Annotated in this window: 2 protein-coding genes; both read left to right on the forward strand. The window is 75.5% G+C overall.

Annotated elements, in window-relative coordinates; genetic code table 11:
- Complete coding sequence (locus OIM89_RS29520; protein WP_264491754.1) at positions 1–9,234, forward strand: polyketide synthase; 9,234 nt, start codon at positions 1–3, stop codon at positions 9,232–9,234.
- On the forward strand, positions 9,231–18,128 hold the full coding sequence (locus OIM89_RS29525; RefSeq protein ID WP_226964885.1) for an SDR family NAD(P)-dependent oxidoreductase: 8,898 nt from the start codon (positions 9,231–9,233) through the stop codon (positions 18,126–18,128). Before OIM89_RS29520 ends, OIM89_RS29525 begins: the two co-directional genes overlap by 4 nt.
- Positions 18,129–18,165 lie beyond the last annotated feature (37 nt).

The following is an 18,165-nucleotide window of genomic DNA, read 5'->3' on the forward strand; positions in this document are numbered from 1 at the left end:
ATGCCGACCACCTGCTTCCTGATCGGCGGCACCCGGGTCCTCACCCGCTGCGCCGCCCAGCTGCTGGACGCCGGCGTCCGTGTCGAGGGCGTCTTCAGCGACGACCCGGCTGTCGCCGCCTTCGCCGCCGAACACGGCATCGCCCTGCACGACCCGCACGGCGACCTCACCGCCACGCTGTCCCGGCAGCCCTTCGACTACCTGTTCAGCATGGTCAACTTCCGCATCCTGCGCGCCGAGGTGCTCGCTCTGCCCAGGGTCGCCGCGATCAACTTCCACGACGGACCGCTGCCCCGCTACTCCGGCAGCCACGTCCCCGCCTGGGCGCTGTACGAAGGCGCCACCCGGCACGCCGCGACCTGGCACCGCATGGCCGAGGCCGTGGACGCCGGCAGCGTCCTGCTCGAGCGGTGGTTCCCGGTCCGTGACCACTCCACCGCCCTCTCGCTGACGTACGAGACCGCCGAGACCGGCATCGAACTCTTCGGCGACCTCGTCCCGCACGTCGTCGCCGGAACCCTGCCCGAGCCGGTCGACACCGGCGACCGGGAGCGCCGCTTCTACCGCCGGTCCCACCGGCCGGCCTCCGGCGGAGTGATCCACGCCGGCACCACGGCCGCCGAGGCCGTACGGCTCTCCAAGGCCCTGGACTACGGCTCCTTCCCCAATCCGCTCGGTGTCCCGGCACTCCTCACCGAGCAGGGCGCCGTCCTCACCCGTCAGATCCGGCTGCTGCCGCGCGACGAGGTGCGCACCGGCACCGTCGCCCTGGCCGTCACCACCTCCGCGATCACCCTCGCCGCGCCCGACGCCGACCTCGTCCTCAGCGACTTCCTCGCGGTCGACGGGTCCGCGCTGAGCGGCCAGGCCGCCGCCCAGCGGCTCGGCATCACCGAAGGCGCCCCGGTGCCCGGCGTGTCGGCCGAACGGCTCGAAGCCGTGGCCGCCGCACAGAACTCCCTGCGGCCCCACGAGCCCTGGTGGCGCACGCGTCTCGGCGCGCTGCGGCCGGCCCGGCTGACGGCCGACGACTTCACCGCCGCCACCGCCCACTACGGGCGCTACGAACTGGCGTACCTCCCCGCCTCCCGCCAGGAGACCGCCGACGTGGTGCGCGCCTTCCTCGACGCGGTCGCCGAGCGCACCGGCGAAACCTGCTTCGACTTCGCCTGGTCGCCGTCGGCGGCGCGGCTGCGGGGAGAGCGCACCCACGGCCTCACCGCCGTCCGCTTCCCCGTCCGGTACGAGGCCGACGGCACCGCTTCCCTGCTGCGCAAGCTGGACGAGGCCGCGGCCCGGGAAGGGTACGCCGCCGACCTGGAGATCCGCCTGGGCCTCGCCGGACGCCCGCTGGGCTCCGACGAACCCTCGTTCACCCAGGTCATGGTGGTGGAACGGGAGGACGGGGAGGAGGCGTCCGCCGAACCGCACACCGAGGTCGCGCTGCTCTGCGTCGAGACCGGGCCCCCGACGGTGTTCGTGCGGGAGACCGCGATGAGCCGCGAAGAGGCGCTGGCCTTCACCGAACGGATCGAGGACCTCGCCCTGTCCGCGCTCTTCCACGGCGAAGAGCGCACGGAGACCGCCACCGAGCCCTCCGCGGTCACCGGGGTGCCCGCCGAGCCGGAGGCACAGGCCGCCCGTGCCGAGGCCCCGGAACCCGAGGCGTCCGGCCCGACCGTCCTCGACCTGGTCGCCGCCGCCGTCGCCGCCCGGCCGGAGGCCGTGGCCGTCCGCTGCGGTGACCGCACCCTCGACTACGCCGCCCTCGACGCGTGGGCCGACGCCGTCGCCGCCCACCTCCACGACCAGGGTGTCGAGGCCGGCTCGGTCGTGGGCGTCCTCCTGGAGCGGGGGACGCACCTGCTGCCCGCACTCCTCGGCGTGCTGCGGGCCGGTGCGGCCTTCCTGCCGCTGGACCCCGGCTACCCGGCCGAGCGGCTGCGCCGGTACACCGAGGTGGCGCGGGCCGACCTGATCCTCACCGACGCGCGCACCCACGCGCTCGGCGCCTCGCTCGGCCCGGTCCTGCCCGTCCCGGAGGCGGACGGATCGGCCGTGGCCGTGCCCGCCCACGTGGGTGCGGGCGACCTGGCCTACGTCCTGTTCACCAGCGGGTCGACGGGCGACCCCAAGGGCGTCGAGGTCGGACACGGCGCCCTCGCCAACTTTCTCACCGGGATCGGGGAGCGTCTGGCCGTGACCGCCGAGGACCGGGTCCTCGCCCACACCACGGTGGCCTTCGACATCTCCCTGCTCGAACTGCTCCTGCCGCCGACGAAGGGCGCCACCGTCGTCCTGGCCGGCCGCGACGCCGCCCGCGACCCGGGCCGCCTCGCCGAACTGACCGGCGAGGCCACCATCGCCCAGGCGACCCCCAGCATGTGGCGGCTGCTGCTGGAGACCGGCTGGCGGCCCCCGGCCGGCCTCACCGTCCTCTCCGGCGGCGAGGCACTGCCCGTCAGCGTCGCCGAGCAGCTGCACGCCTCCGCGCGCTCCCTGTGGAACCTCTACGGGCCCACCGAGGCGACCATCTGGGCCTCCAGCCACCGCGTCACCTCGGTCGGCTCCTTCCTGCCCCTGGGCGAGCCCCTGCCCCGTCTGGACCTGCACGTCCTCGACGAGGAACTCGAACCCTGCGCCCCCGGCACGACCGGAGCGCTGTACATCTCCGGCGCCGGCCTCGCCCGCGGCTACGTCCACCGGGCCGACCTCACCGCGGACGCCTTCCTCACCCACCCGGCCACCGGCGTCCGCCTGTACCGCACCGGGGACGAGGTGCGGCTCCACGCCGACGGCGCCCTCGAATGGCTCGGCCGGACCGACGCCCAGCTGAAGGTGCGCGCCCACCGCGTCGAACCCGCCGAGATCGAAGGGGTGCTGGAGCGGTTCCCCGGTGTCGGCGCCGCCGTGGTCACCGCGGCCCGCTTCGAGGGACGCGGCGAACCCCGCCTTACCGCCTACCTGGTCGGCGCCGAGACGGCGACCAGGTCCGAGCTCGACGCGTGGGCGCGCGGCTCGCTGCCCGACCACATGGTCCCCGACGCCTACGTCCGCCTCGACGCGCTGCCGCTCACCGGCAACGGCAAGACCGCCCGCTCCCTGCTGCCCGAGCCGACCCGCGACACCATCATCCGCACGGACGAGGCACCGTCGCCCGCCACGGCCGTCGCGGCCGAGACCGCCGGCGGCGCCCCGGCGGACGGCACGACCCTGTCCGGACTCACAGGTACGGTCGCCGCCGCCTTCGCCGCCACCCTGGGCACCGACGACTTCGCGACGGACGCCAACTTCTTCGACCTCGGCGGTGACTCGGCCAACGTCACCCTCGCCGCCGCCCGCCTGAGTGAGAGCCTGGGCACGCCGGTCAGCACCACGTCGATCTTCGCCACCGGCACACCGGCCGCCCTGGCCCGGCTGCTCGCCGCCGAGGGCACCGTACGGATCTCCGAGCCCGAGACCGTGCAGGCTCAGCCGGCCGCCGTCCCGACGGTCACGGACGCCCCGCGGGAGCCGGACCGCCCGGCCGCCGCCTCCGCGCCGGTGACCGGGCGGCCGCGGAACAGCGTGCGGCCGCCCGCCGGGGACGCCCTGGCCGTCATCGGCATGGCCTGCCGCTTCCCCGGTGCCGCCACCCCCGACGAGTTCTGGCGCAACCTCCTCGACGGCGTCTCCAGCATCGACGAGGCACCGGCGGACAGACGCGGCTGGGCCCACCTCTGGTCGGAGACCGACGAGGCCCGCATGGGGTGGCTCGACGGAGTGGAACGCTTCGACGCGGCCCGCTTCGGCCTGACCGACCGCGAGGCGCGCCGCACCGACCCCCTCCAGCGGCTCCTGCTCAGCGTCACCGCCGAGGCCCTGGAGGGCAGCGGCCACGATCACCACTCGCTCGGGGTCGGCACCGGTGTCTTCGTCGGCACCATCGCCAGCGACTTCCCGGAGCTGGTGGCCCGCAGCACCGGCCACGCCGACCCGCACGCCGCCACCGGTACCGCCCTGTCCATGGTCGCCAACCGGTTGTCCTACGTCTTCGACTGGTCGGGCCCGAGTCTCGCCGTCGACACGGCCTGCTCCTCCTCGCTGGTCGCCCTGCACCAGGCGGCCGTCCACCTGCGCGCGGGAGACGTGGACGCCGCGGTGGTCGGCGCCGCCAACCTGATCCTGACGCCCGACAAGACACGCTCCTTCGCCCGGGGCGGCATGCTCTCGCCCCGAGGCGCCTGCCGCACCTTCGACGAAGCGGCTGACGGGTACGTCCGCGGCGAGGGCTGCGGCGTCGTCGTCCTCAAGCGGCTCGCCGACGCCGAACGCGACGGGGACCCGGTGCTCGCCGTGGTGCGCGGCACCGCCGTCAACCACACCGGCGGCAGCGCCGGGTTCCTCACCGCGCCCAGCAGACCGGCCCAGGAAGCGGTCCTGCGCAAGGCGCTGTCCGCCGCCGGGGTCGGCGAGGGCGGCATCGGGTACGTGGAGGCGCACGGCACCGGCACCCAGCTCGGCGACCTCATCGAACTGGAGGCGCTCCACACCGTCCTCGGCGGGCCAGCGGCGGGACCGGTCGCCGTCGGCTCGGTGAAGACCAACATCGGCCACCTGGAACCCGCCGCGGGCGTCGCGGGACTCATCAAGACCGTCCTGGCCCTCCAGGCCGGCACCATCCCGCCGTCCCTCAACTTCCGCACGCCCAACAAGGCGTTCGACTTCGGCAGCTCACCCCTGTTCGTCGCCGACCGGGCGGTGCCCTGGGAGGGGCCGCGCGTCGCGGGCGTCAGCAGCTTCGGCTTCGGCGGCGCCAACGCGCACGTCGTGGTCGAGGCCGCCCCCGACACGACGGCGGCGGACGGCGAGGGGCCGCGGCTGCTGGCCCTGTCGGCCGGCTCGCCGGAGGCGCTGCGCACGCTGGCGCGGCGGCTCCTGCTGATGCTGGACTCCGCCTACTGCCCGTCCCTGGGCGCCCTGAGCGAGTCGAGTCTGCGCCGCCCCGCCGCCCCGCACCGCCTGGCCTGCGTCGTGGACAGCGCCGAACAACTGGAGGACAAGCTGCGGCTCTTCCTGGCCGGGGTGAGCCGGGCGAGATCCCTCCACACCGGCGCGGCCACCGGGAACGAGGGGCTGCCGGAGGTGCCGGTGGCCCCCGGGGCGCCCCGCGAGCGGCTGGACGCCGCGGCCCGCCAGTTCGCCGCCGGCGCGCGGCTCACGGCGCCACCCGGCCGGGCACCCGTGCGCTTCCCGACGGCACCGCACGAGGAGCGCCACCTCTGGCTGGAGCCCGCCGAGGCGCCCCCCGCCCGTTCCGACGGGCCGGCCGGCCCCGCCGTACGGTCGTGGAGCGAACACCCCGAGGCAGCCGAGCACCTGGTCCTCGGCACGCCGACCCTTCCCGGCGCCGCCTATCCCGGCCGGATCGCCCAGCTCCTCGGCCAGGACCGGTTCTGCCTGCGTGACCTCACCTTCCGGGCACCCGTCGAGGGCGACGCCCGGGTGACGGCCGAGCACGACGGCACCACCGTCCGCTTCAACGACGCCTCGGGCGCCCTGGTCTGCGACGGCCGCGTGACCGTCCCCGGGCCTTCGGCGCTCACCGTGCCGGACTTCTCCGGCACCGCCCGCACCCCCGTCGACCTCGACGCCATGTACGAGGCTTTCGCCCGCCAGGGACTGCGGTACGGCCCCGGCTTCCGGACCGTCACCGCGCTGTCCACCGGGCCCGGTGTGGCCACCGGTGACCTGCGCTCCCGAGGCCCGGCGACCGGGCCCCTGGACGCCCGGTTGATCGACGGCGCGTTCCAGATAGCCCTCGCCGCGTGCGGAGCGGACGGGCTCTACGTGCCCTTCACCGTGGAGCGGCTCACGGTCCTCGGGCCTCTCCCCGCCACCGTCCGCGTCCACGCCCGCCGTGACCGCGACACGCCGCCCGGCTCCGGCCTGCTCACCGGCAGCTTCGTCGTCCTCGACGGCGCGACCCCCGTCCTGGAGGCACACGGGGTCACCTGGAAGCGGCTCTCCTCGCCGCCCTCCGGCCCTGCCGCGCCCCCGGCCCCGGAACGCGACGCCGCACACCCCGCCCCGCCCGAGAGGTCCCACCCGGCGCCGCAGGGCGCGGCCCCTCCCGCCGGCACCCCGGCCGAACGCCTCAACGGGCACCGTCCCGCCCGGGCCCGTGCCGCCGGGGAAGACCTCGACACCGTGCTGACCCGCTGGGTGGCCGAGGCACTGGAGCTGGAGTCCGACGCCGTGGAGGCGGACCGCCCGCTGCAGGAGCAGGGCCTCGACTCCCTGCTCGCCGTTTCGCTGGCCCAGGACATCAAGGCCCGGCTCGACGTCGACATCCCCGTCACCCTCGTCCTGGAGGTGGGCACCGTCGAGCGGCTCGCCGCCGAACTGCGCGACGCCTACGGCGTGACCTCCGTCCCCTCGGACCGGGCGCCCGGCGCCGCCGCCACCGGACCGCCGCCCGAGGTGGCGCCCGAGCCGCCACAGCCCGGGCCGTCCCCCGCCACGCCCGGCCCGGACAGCGCGCGCGCCAGGGAGCGGTACCCCGCGAGCCGCCCCGAGAACGTCGAGGACGACCGGCACGACATCGCCATCATCGGCATGGACGGGATCTTCCCCAACGCCCGCAGCACCGACGAACTGTGGCACGTCCTCATGGCGGGCGAGGACTGCCTGCGCGAGGTGCCCGAGGAGCGCTGGGACCTGGAGGCGTACTACGGCACGGAGGGCCGGCCCGGCACCGTCTACCTGCGCAAGGCCGGGTTCGTCGACGGGCTCACCGATTTCGACGCCGGATTCTTCCGCCTCTCGCCGGCCGAGGCGCAGTGGATCGACCCGCAGCAGCGCCACCTCGCCCAGTCCGCCTGGCGGGCGCTGGAGGACGCCGGCATCGCCGGACGGGTGCCCCCGTCCACCGGCGTGTTCGTGGGCGCCAGCTACCAGCACTACCGGGACATGGTCGTCGGCGACGTCGTCGAGACACCGGCCGGGCTGGGCAACCACAACGCGATCCTCGCCAACCGGCTCAGTTACTTCCTGGATCTGCGGGGTCCGAGCATGACGGTGGACACGTTGTGCTCGTCGTCGCTGGTGGCGTTGCACCAGGCGGTGCGGTCCATCCGCGCCGGGGAGTGCGAACAGGCCGTCGTCGCCGGCGTCCACCTGGGGATGTCCCCCCAGTACTTCCAGCTCGGCTCACGGCTCCGCTCGTTCTCCCCGTCGGGTGTGGTGCGGGCGTTCGATGCGGGTGCGGATGGGTTTGTGCCGGGGGAGGGGGTGGTGTCGGTGGTGGTGAAGTCGTTGGGTGCGGCGTTGCGTGATGGTGATCGGGTGCGGGGTGTGGTGCGGGGGAGTGCGGTGGGTCATGGGGGTCGGACGAGTGGTCTGACGGTGCCCAGTGGTGGGGGTCAGGGTGAGGTGGTGGTGGCGGCGTTGGTGGATGCGGGGGTGTCTCCGGAGTCGTTGGGTGTGGTGGAGGCGCATGGGACGGGGACGGGGTTGGGTGATCCGATCGAGGTGGAGGGGTTGTCGCGGGCGTGGCGTCGGTTCACGGGGCGTTCGCAGTTCTGTGCGTTGGGGTCGGTGAAGTCGAACATCGGGCATCTGGAGCCGGCGGCGGGGTTGGCGGGGTTGGTGAAGGTGTTGTTGGCGATGGAGCATGGGGTGGTTCCGGGGTCGTTGCATGTGCGGCGGCCGAATGATCACATTCGGTTCGAGGATTCGCCGTTCTTTCTGGTGGATCGTGCGTGGGTGTGGGGGCGTGAGGGGGGTCCGCGTCGGGGTGCGGTGAGTGCGTTCGGGATGGGTGGGGTGAACGCGCATGTGATCGTGGAGGAGCCGCCGCGGGTGGAGCGTGGTGCGGTGGTGGTGCAGGACAGTCACCTGGTGCGGGTGACGGGGGCGGACGAGCGGGCGGTACGCGAACTCGCCGCCGCCTACGCCGATCACCTCACCGCCTCCCCGGGCGCCGACCCGGGAGACTTCGCCCGCACCGTGAACACCGGGCGCGCCGCCCAGCGCTGGACCACGGCCGTCCACGGCACCGGCCGCGCCGAACTGGCCGCCCGCCTCAGCGAGATCGCCGACGGCACCACGAAGCCCGTCCGGGCCGCCGGACGGCAGGTCACCGCCTTCCTCTACACCGGGCAGGGCTCCCAGTACGCCGGCATGGCCCGGCGCCTGCTCACCACCGAACCCCACTTCCGCGACGCCCTGCACGAATGTGCCGACCTGCTCGCCCCGCACCTGGACGTGCCCCTGCTCGACCTGCTCCACGGCGACGCCCGGCACCTGCTCGACGAGACCCGGTACGCCCAGCCCGCCGTCGTCAGCGTCGAGGTCGCCCTGACCCGCCTGCTGGCCGAGGCGGGGGTACGCCCCGACACCGTCGCCGGGCACAGCCTCGGCGAACTCACCGCGGCCTGGGCCGCCGGGGTCCTCACCCTGCCCGACCTGCTGCGGCTCACCGCCGTACGCGGCGCCCTCATGCAGGGCCGGTCCACGGACGGGACCATGGCCGTCGTCCACACCGGCACCGCCACGCTGACCGAGGCGCTGCGGAACCACCCGGGTGTCGAGATCGCCGCGTACAACGGGCGCACCCACACGGTCACCGGGCCGGAGCAGGACATCGCCCGCTTCTGCGAGGAGAGCCCGTACCGCACCCAGCGGCTCACCGTCAGCCACGCCTTCCACTCCGCCGCCATGGAACCGGCCGTGCGGCCCTTCGCCGAGGCCGTCGCCGCCACCGCGCTGCGCGCGCCGGAACTCCCCTTCGCCGACACGCTCACCGGTGACTGGCACACCGCGGCGACCGCCACCGACCCACAGCGGTGGGCGGCCGCCATCCGCCGCCCCGTCCGCTTCGCCCAGGCTCTGACCACGCTCGCCGGCGAAGGCCCGCACGTGGTCTGGGAGATCGGCCCACACCCCCAGCTCCTGCCGATGGCCCGCACCGTCCTCGCCGAGCCCCACCCGGCCTGGGTGCCCACGCTGCACCGGGAGCGCAACGACCAGGTCCAGCTGCACGCCGCCCTGGCCGCCCACCACCGGGCCACCGGCGCGGAGCTGGACTGGGCCGCCCTGCACGCCGGCAAGAACCAGCGCACCACCACCGCCCCCACGTACCCCTTCGCCCGACAGGAGCTGACCGCACCCCCCGCTCGCCGCGCCACGGCGAACGCCGTCAGCCACCCGCTGTTCGACCACCCTTACGAGCACCGGAGTGAAGCAGAGTGACGCCACGAGCCGAGACCTACGAGAAGGCCTTCGCGGGGCGCGAACCCCTCATCGCCCAGCACCGTGCCGAGGGCGCCGGGCTGCTGCCGGCCGCCGTGCAGATCGAGATGGCGCTGGCGGGGATCGCCCGTCGCCGGCCGTTCGTCCCGATGGAACTCACCGATGTCGCCTTCCTGCGCCCCCTCGCCCTCACCCCTGAGGCCACCGTGCCCGTCCGCCTGGACGTCACCCACGAGGAAGCCCAGGGGGAAGGCGCCCGCTTCATGCTGAGCGCCGTCCTGGCCGGCGAACGCAAGCAGCTCTCCACCGGAACCGGCCGCCTGCTGCGCGACGGCGAGACCGCCCCCCGCCACGCCGCCCGCCCGGCCGCCGACGGACGCCCCCTCACACCCCAGGAGCTGTACGAGGGCTGGTCCCGGGCGGGCCTCGACTACGGACCAGACTTCCGGACCGTCCGGGAACTCACCGTGGGCGACGGCGCCGCCCGCGCCCGGCTGCGCACCGACACCGAGCCCCTGCCCTGGCACGCGCACCCCCTGCTCGTCGACGGCGTCCTCCAGGTGGTCAGCTGCGCGCTCCAGGAACTCGGTGCCGGCACCACGCCCGTGCCGATGCTGCCCATCGGCATCGCCCGCGTCGCGGTCCTCGCCGACCTGTCGGCCCGCGCCACCGGGGTGACCGTGCTGGTCCGCCGCACCGGCTTCGAGGGCGCGTACGCGACGGGCGACGCCGTCGTCCTCGGCCCGTCCGGGGAGACCGCCGCAGAGTTCACCGGCGTACGGATGCGCCGGACGACCGGGCCGGGCGCGGTCCGGACGGCGCCCGCCGCCACCCGCCACCCGCTCTCCCGGATCGAGTGGCGCCCCGCCGCCGCACCCCCGGCGTCCCGGCCCGACACGACCGGCACCTGGGTCGTACTGCGCCACGGCGACGACGACCGCCTCGCGGACGAGACCGGCCGGCTGCTGCGGGCCGGCGGCGCCCGCGTGGTCGACGCGCACCTCGGAGCCCCGGCACGCGGGGAAGGGAACGGCCAGGACCGCCATGTCCTCGCCGACACCGGCGAGGCGGCGTTCCGCGGCCTCTGGGAAGCGGTCGGCGAGGAGGTGGCCGGCGTCGTCCACCTGGGCAACAGCGGTCCGGTCCGCGCGGACTCCACCGAACTGGCCACCGGCCCGTACGGCTGCGCCGCCGCCCTGAAGACCCTCGGCGAGCGACAGCGCCGTGCCCGGTTCCTCGTCGTGACCCACGCGGCCCAGCCCGTGGCCGACGGAGACCGGCCGGTCCCCGCCCGCGCCGCCCTCTGGGGCCTGATGCGCACCGCGGCCGTCGAGTACCCCGGCCTGCGACCCCGCCTCCTCGACCTCGACGAGGAGTCCGAGGCGGCGCTTCCGGCCGAACTCGGCGACGGCCCCCTGGAGACCGGCTACCGCCACGGCGTCCGCCACGAACCGGTCCGGGTCCCCGCCCGCCCGGGCGCCACCGGCACCCCGCCCGTACGCCGAGGCGGCCACTACCTGATCCTCGGCGGCCACGGCGGCCTGGGCCTCGCCCTCGCCGAGCGGCTCGCACACGAGGGCGCGGCCGTCGTCGCCCTCGCCAGCCGCTCGGGCGGCGCGAGCACCGGCCACCCCTCGTCGGAGCAGGTCGAGGGAACCGCCTGCACCCTCCGCTCGTACGCCGTCGACGTCACCGCCCCCGGAGCCCTCACCGACCTGGTGGGGCGGATCCGCGCGGACGTCGGTGAGCTGCACGGAGTCGTGCACGCGGCCGGGACCCTCAAGGACGGGCTGCTCCGCACGGCCACCGCCGAGGACCTCGCCGAGGTGATGCGGCCGAAGGTGGACGGCGTCCGCGAACTCGCCGCCGCCGTCGTCGGCTCGGAGCTGGACTTCGCCGTCCTGTTCGCCTCCGTCTCCGGTGCCTTCGGCAACCTCGGCCAGGGCGGCTACGCGGCGGCCAACGCCTACCTCGACGGCTTCGCCCACGCCCACGGCGCACCGTGGACGAGCGTCGACTGGGGGCTGTGGGGCGAGACCGGCATGGGCACGGCCGTCGCCGCGCAGCTGCGGCGACGCGGTGTGCGGCCCCTGGGCACCACCGAGGCCCTCGACGCCCTCCTCGCGGTGCTGGGCGATCCACCGCGCCAGGTCGTCATCGCCCACCCGGACGCCTCCGACACCCTCGCCGACGAGGAGCCCCCGCCCGCACCGGTACGGGCGTCCACCGGAAAGACTCCCACCCCGCACGCGCAACGTGCCCGTGTCGAGGACGAGTTGGCGCGGTTCCTCACCGACCGCCTCGGCCTGGCCTCCTTCGACCGCGCCACCCCGCTGGCGGACCACGGCATGAGCTCCATCATGAGCGTCGAACTGGCCGAGGAACTGTCCCGCAGATGGGACGTCCACCTCCCCGCCACCCTCTTCCTGGAGTACGGCGGACTCGCCGAGCTCGCCGAGGCCCTGACGGAACGCTACGGAGTCGCCGCCGCCCTCCCGGCACCCCCGCCTCCCGCGCCCGCCCCACAGCCCCCGGCAGCGACCACGGCCACCCGCACCACCCGGCCCGGGGACATCGCCGTCGTCGCGGTCTCCGCCGACCTGCCCGGCGCCACCAGCCTGGAGGGCTTCTGGCACCTCCTGCGCTCCGGACGGCACGCCTTCACCGAGGTGCCCCCCGAACGCTGGGACGTCGCCGCCCACTTCGAGCCGCGCGGTCCGCAGATGACCGGCACGTACTGCCGCAGCGGAGCCTTCCTCAGCGACATCGACCGCTTCGACCCCGCGTTCTTCTCCATCTCCGTCCGCGAGGCCGAGGAGATGGACGCCCAGCAGAAACTGCTCCTCGAACACGCCTGGGCCGTCCGCGACGAGAGCGGCCTCGCCGGACACCGGGACATCGGCGTCTTCGTCGGTGCCACCTACACCCACCACCGCGACGCCCGCGGCCTGGAGGAGGTCGGGCCGCACACCGCGCTCGGCTCGATGAACGCCGTGCTCGCCAACCGGATCTCCTACGCACTGGACCTCACCGGCCCCTCCCAGACCGTCGACACGCTCTGCTCGTCCGGCCTGGTCGCCGTCCAGCAGGCCGTCGCGGCCCTGCGCGCAGGCCAGTGCGGCGCCGCCCTCGTGGCCGCCTGCCACGTCGGCCTCACCCCCTGGTACTACCGCAGCCTCAGCCAGCTCGGCGCCCTGTCCGAGTCCCGGCCGCGTCCCTTCGACGACCGCGCCGACGGCTTCCTGCCGGGCGAAGGCGCGGTGGCCGTCATGCTGAAGCCGCTCGCCACCGCCGAACGGGACGGCGACACCGTCTGGGGGGTGATCCGCGGCGCCGCAGTCAACCACGGAGGCCGCGGGAGCGCCCTGCCGGTGCCCCGCAGCGAGGCCCAGAGCGCCGTCGTCCGCGCCGCCCTGGCCGACGCGGAGCTGGACGCCTCCGACATCACCCTGATCGAGACCCACGGCACGGCGACCCGTCTGGGCGACCCCATCGAGATCGCCGCCCTCACCGAGGTGTTCGGCGCCGGCCCGGAGCGCAGGGAGCCCTGCCTCCTCGGCTCCGCCAAGGCCAACATCGGCCACCTGGAGCCCGCCAGCGGCCTGGCCGGGCTGGTCAAGATCCTGCTCTGCCTCCGCCACCGCGAGGTGCCGCCGCTCGCCGGGTTCGAACGGCCCGGCAGCCATCTCGACCTCGACGCCGGGCCGTTCACCGTCCCGACGGCGCCGCTGCCGTGGCCGGGCGGCGACCACCCGCGCCGGGCCGGCCTCAGCGCCTTCGGCATGGGCGGCACCAACGCCCACGTCGTCGTCGAGGAACACGTTCCCGGGAAGTCCGCCCCCGAGGGCCCGCCCCCCGCGCTGGGCGAACACCTCCTGGTCCTCTCCGGGCACACCCCCGAGGCCCTGGCCCGGCGCGCCCGCGACCTGCTGCGGCTGCTCAGCGAGGAGGACGCTCCCGACACGGCGGCACTGTGCCGCTCGGCCGCGGTCGGCCGCGACCACCAGCGCCACCGCGCCGCCGTCCTCGGCTCCGGCCCGGGGCAACTGAGGGCCGGGCTCGACCGGATCGCCCGACACCACGGCGACGCCCACGGAACGGTCCTGCGCGACGGGCGCGTGGTCGCCACCGACCTCGGCCCCGCCACCGGCGCGGCCGACGCCGCCCCCTACGCGCGCCTCGCCGCGTACACCACGGTCGGCGCCGACCGGCTCCGGGCCCAACTGGCACTGCCCGACGACCGCCTGAGCACGGCACTGGCCTGCTTCCACGCGAGCGGCGGCAGCGTGGACTGGCGCCAGGTCCACGCCGGCACGCGGGCCCGCCGGATCGTCCTGCCGCCCTACCCCTTCCGTCCCCCCTCCGGCGACCAGCCGACCGCCTCCCGCCCGGACACGGACGACAGCGTCCGGCGGCTGACCCACGCCCACCGCGTCTTCGGCGAGCCGACCGTCCCCGCCGCCCTCCCCCTGGCGCTCGCCCTCGACCACGCCGAGGTGCTGGAACACGTCACCTTCACCGCCCGGGGGACCGGCGACGGCCCGCTCACCGCCGACCTCGACGACCCCGGCCCGGCCGTCTTCCGCCACGGCGAGCGCGTCATCGCCCGCCTGACGACGGCCGGCCGCACCCAGGACGCCGTACCCGCCGCACCCGACCTCGCCCAGCTGCGCGCCGGGCTCGGCCGCGGCCTCGAACCGGAGGGCCTGTACGCCTGGTTCGCCGCCCAGGGCATGGAGATCGAGGCACCCCTGCGCTCCCTCGCCGGCCTCCGCTACGGTGCCACGCGCGTGCTCGCCCGGCTGGACACCCCGGCCGAGGGCGGACCGGAGCGCGCCGCGGTCGCCCTGGACGCCGCTCTGCAGAGCATGGCCGTCCTCACTCTCGCCGACCCCGCCGTCCCCCGGGGCACGTACCTGCCGGTCTCCGTGGCCCGGGTGGTCCGCTGGGACGACCCGGCCCGTACCGCCTACGTCGTGCTCGACGCCGAGCACACCGGCGCCGACCCCGTCCGCCGGGGCGAGGCGACCCTGCTCGCCCGTGACGGCCGGGTCCTCGCCAGGCTCAGCGGCATCGAGTACCGCCCGGTCGCCGGCCCGGGAGCACCGGAACCCGGGGCGAGCGCCCCGCGCCCGCACGCCGAGCCGTCCCCCGCGCCGCCGCGGGCGGAACACCTGGCCGCCGCCGAGGCCGCCGTCCTCGCCGCCGTCCAGGGCGTCTTCCACGACCCGGGCATCGCCGCCACCACGCCGCTCTCCGGCGCCGGTCTCGACTCCCTGCTCGCGACCGCTGTCGCGGCCGACCTGGAGAGCGCCCACGGCCTCCGGGTGAGCCTGGCGGACGTGCTGGACGCGCCGGACTGCCGTACCCTCGCCCGGTACCTGGCCGAACGCGCCGCCGAGGGGACCTTCGCCCCGGCGGAGGAAGCCGCGAGCCGGCCGGAGCGGCCACGGGCGGAGCATCCCGCCGCGGTGCCCGCGCCGGCCGACGACGAGGTGCGCGACGGTGACCTGGCGATCATCGGATTCGCCTTCGCCCTGCCCGGCGCCCAGGACGAAGCGGCGCTCTGGTCGCTGCTGGCCGACGGGGGAACCGCTGTCCGGCCGGCACCGGCCCACCGGTGGGGCGCCTACGCCGCCCGGCGCCACACGGACGTCGGCGGATTCCTCGACAACGCCGAGGAGTTCGACGCCCGCTTCTTCGGCTTCTTCCCCAAGCAGGCCGAGGTGCTCGACCCGCAGGCCCGCTGGCTGCTGCGCACCACCTGGGAGGCGCTGGAGTCGGCCGGGCTCCCGCCCCGTCAACTGGCCCCCGGGACGGGCGTGTTCGTGGGCGCCAGCTACCAGCACTACCGCGAGTACAACATCGCCCCCGAACTCGACGCCCACAGCGGACTGGGCAACCACAACGCCTTCCTCGCCAACCGGCTCAGTCACTTCCTGGATCTGCGGGGTCCGAGCATGACGGTGGACACGTTGTGCTCGTCGTCGCTGGTGGCGTTGCACCAGGCGGTGCGGTCCATCCGGGGCGGGGAGTGCGAGCAGGCCGTCGTCGCCGGTGTCCGCGTCGGGATGAGCCCGCTGCACTACGTCGCCATGCGTGAGCTGCGGGCCCTGTCGCCCTCGGGTGTGGTGCGGGCGTTCGATGCGGGTGCGGATGGGTTTGTGCCGGGGGAGGGGGTGGTGTCGGTGGTGGTGAAGTCGTTGGGTGCGGCGTTGCGTGATGGTGATCGGGTGCGGGGTGTGGTGCGGGGGAGTGCGGTGGGTCATGGGGGTCGGACGAGTGGTCTGACGGTGCCCAGTGGTGGGGGTCAGGGTGAGGTGGTGGTGGCGGCGTTGGTGGATGCGGGGGTGTCTCCGGAGTCGTTGGGGGTGGTGGAGGCGCATGGGACGGGGACGGGGTTGGGTGATCCGATCGAGGTGGAGGGGTTGTCGCGGGCGTGGCGTCGGTTCACGGGGCGTTCGCAGTTCTGTGCGTTGGGGTCGGTGAAGTCGAACATCGGGCATTTGGAGCCGGCGGCGGGGTTGGCGGGGTTGGTGAAGGTGTTGTTGGCGATGGAGCATGGGGTGGTTCCGGGGTCGTTGCATGTGCGGCGGCCGAATGATCACATTCGGTTCGAGGATTCGCCGTTCTTTCTGGTGGATCGTGCGTGGGTGTGGGGGCGTGAGGGGGGTCCGCGTCGGGGTGCGGTGAGTGCGTTCGGGATGGGTGGGGTGAACGCGCATGTGATCGTGGAGGAGCCGCCGCGGGTGGAGCGTGGTGCGGTGGTGGTGCAGGACAGTCACCTGGTGCGGGTGACGGGGGCGGACGAGCGGGCGGTACGCGAACTCGCCGCCGCCTACGCCGACCGTTTCGCCACCTCCCGAGGCCCGTGGGACACCGCGGACCTGTGCCACACCGCCAACGTCGGCCGCTCGCCGCAGGAGTACGTGACGGCCGTTCACGGACGCGACGCCGCCGAACTTGCCGAGAACCTGCGGGCCGTCGCCGCCGGGCGCCTACCGGTCGGCATCGCCGGCTCCGGCGCGCGGGCCCCGGACCCGGCGCCGACCGGCCACGCCGCCCTGGCCGAGCTGGTGCGGACGGGGTACACCGGTGTCGACTGGCCCGCGCTCTCCGTCCCCGGCGCGCGCACCACGGACCTGCCGACCTATCCGTTCGCGCCGGGCCGGCACTGGCACATGCGCGCCGAGGAGACGGCTCCGGCCGAGGACGCGCCTCCGGAGGCGTACCGGGCCACCTGGCGCGAAGAGGCACTGCCTCAGGGGGCCCAGGCCCCACCCGGCGCTGTCCGCCTCGTCGTCACCGATCCCGCTCTCCAGGAGGCGCTCACCGCGGAGCTGCGTCTGAACGGCGCCCACGTGGCCGGGACCGAGGCCGAGGCGGACACCGTCCTGATGGTGGACGCCACCCCGCCCGGCCAGGAGCCCGACCTCGGCGCCTTCTGGGCAGGTGTCGCGGAGACGCTGAAGGCGCTGCCCCCGCACGGCCGGCTGCTCTGGGCCGCCTGTCAGGGCGCCGCCGTGCGGCCCGGGGAGCACGCGAGCCTGCGCCCCGGGACGGCGGCCCAGGCCATGGCCGTCGCGGCCGCCTGCGCCGAGAGCCGCATCGCCCACGCGGTCGTCCACCTGGACCCGTCGGAACCGGCCGAAGCCCGGGCCCGTGTGCTCGCCGCCGAGTACGCGGCGCTGCACCGGGGCGGCCGAAGCACCGCCACCGCCCACCGGGCGGGAGTCCGGTACGTACCCGACACGTCCCCCGCGCGGCCCGGCCGCGCCTACGAGGTCCGTCCCGACGGCTACTACCTGGTGACCGGCGGCCTGGGAGCGATCGGCCGGCGCCTCGTCGAGCGGCTGATCGACCGGGGCGCACGGCACGTCGCCATCGTCGGCCGCTCCGCCCTCGACCCCGGCCGGTCCCGGGCGCTGAGCGCCCTCGCCGCGCGGGCCGAGGTGGTCTACCGGTCGTGCGACGTGACCGACGCCCCGGCGCTCACCGCCGTCGCCGCCGAACTGGACGCGAGGTGGGGCCGGTTGCGCGGGGTCGTGCACTGCTCCGGCGGCGTCAACGCCTTCGGCGCGATGCGCCGCCGCCCCTGGGCCGACGCCGCCCGCGTCGTCGCCCCGAAGACGGACGGCTCGCTCCACGCCGTCCGGCTGGCGCAGGACCGGGGCGCCGACTTCGCGGTGCTGACGTCCTCCCTCGCCGGAACACACGCCGAGGCCGGACGCGGCCTGGTCGACTACAGCCTCGCCAACGCCTACCAACTGGCGCTGGCCGAACGGGAGCACGGGCCCGTCACCGCTGTCACCGCCCATGCCTGGCCCAACTGGACCGGCGTCGGCATGGCCGCCGACGCCGCCTTCGCCGCCGCCCACTCCCTCGACGCCACCGAGGCGGAGACCGCCTTCTTCGGCCATCTGCTCACCGGCGGCGCCGTCGTCCTCCCGGGACACGCACCCGCGGCCCCGCCCGCCTCCCCGGCCGACGCCCCCGGAACCCGGGAACCCGGGCCGGGTACCCGCACGGTCATCCCCGCCCCGGCCACCGGCCGCGACCGCACGGCGCTGCGCGTCCACGTACGGGACGCCTTCCTGCACGTGCTGGGCGACGATCCGGGCGACCGCCCGCTGCGCGGGCTCGGGCTCGACTCGCTGGTCATCGCGGAGCTCGCCACCGCCCTGGAAGAGCGGGCGGGCCGCACGGTCGACCCCTCCCTGCTGATGCGCGCCCGCACCGCCGACGAACTCGCCGCCGAACTGGCCGCCACCGCCGCCGGACCGCCGGAGGCGGGCGCGGGGCCGGCCGTTCCGGCGGACGCGACGGGCGCCACCGCGCTCAGCCTCCTGCTGAGGCCCCTGCTCACCGACGGCGGAGACGGGGTGACGCCGTGACCACGCACCCCACCGCAGACCCGACCGGGAGGACCGC

The organism is Streptomyces sp. BI87, assembly GCF_025957665.1.
GTDB lineage: Bacteria > Actinomycetota > Actinomycetes > Streptomycetales > Streptomycetaceae > Streptomyces > Streptomyces albidoflavus.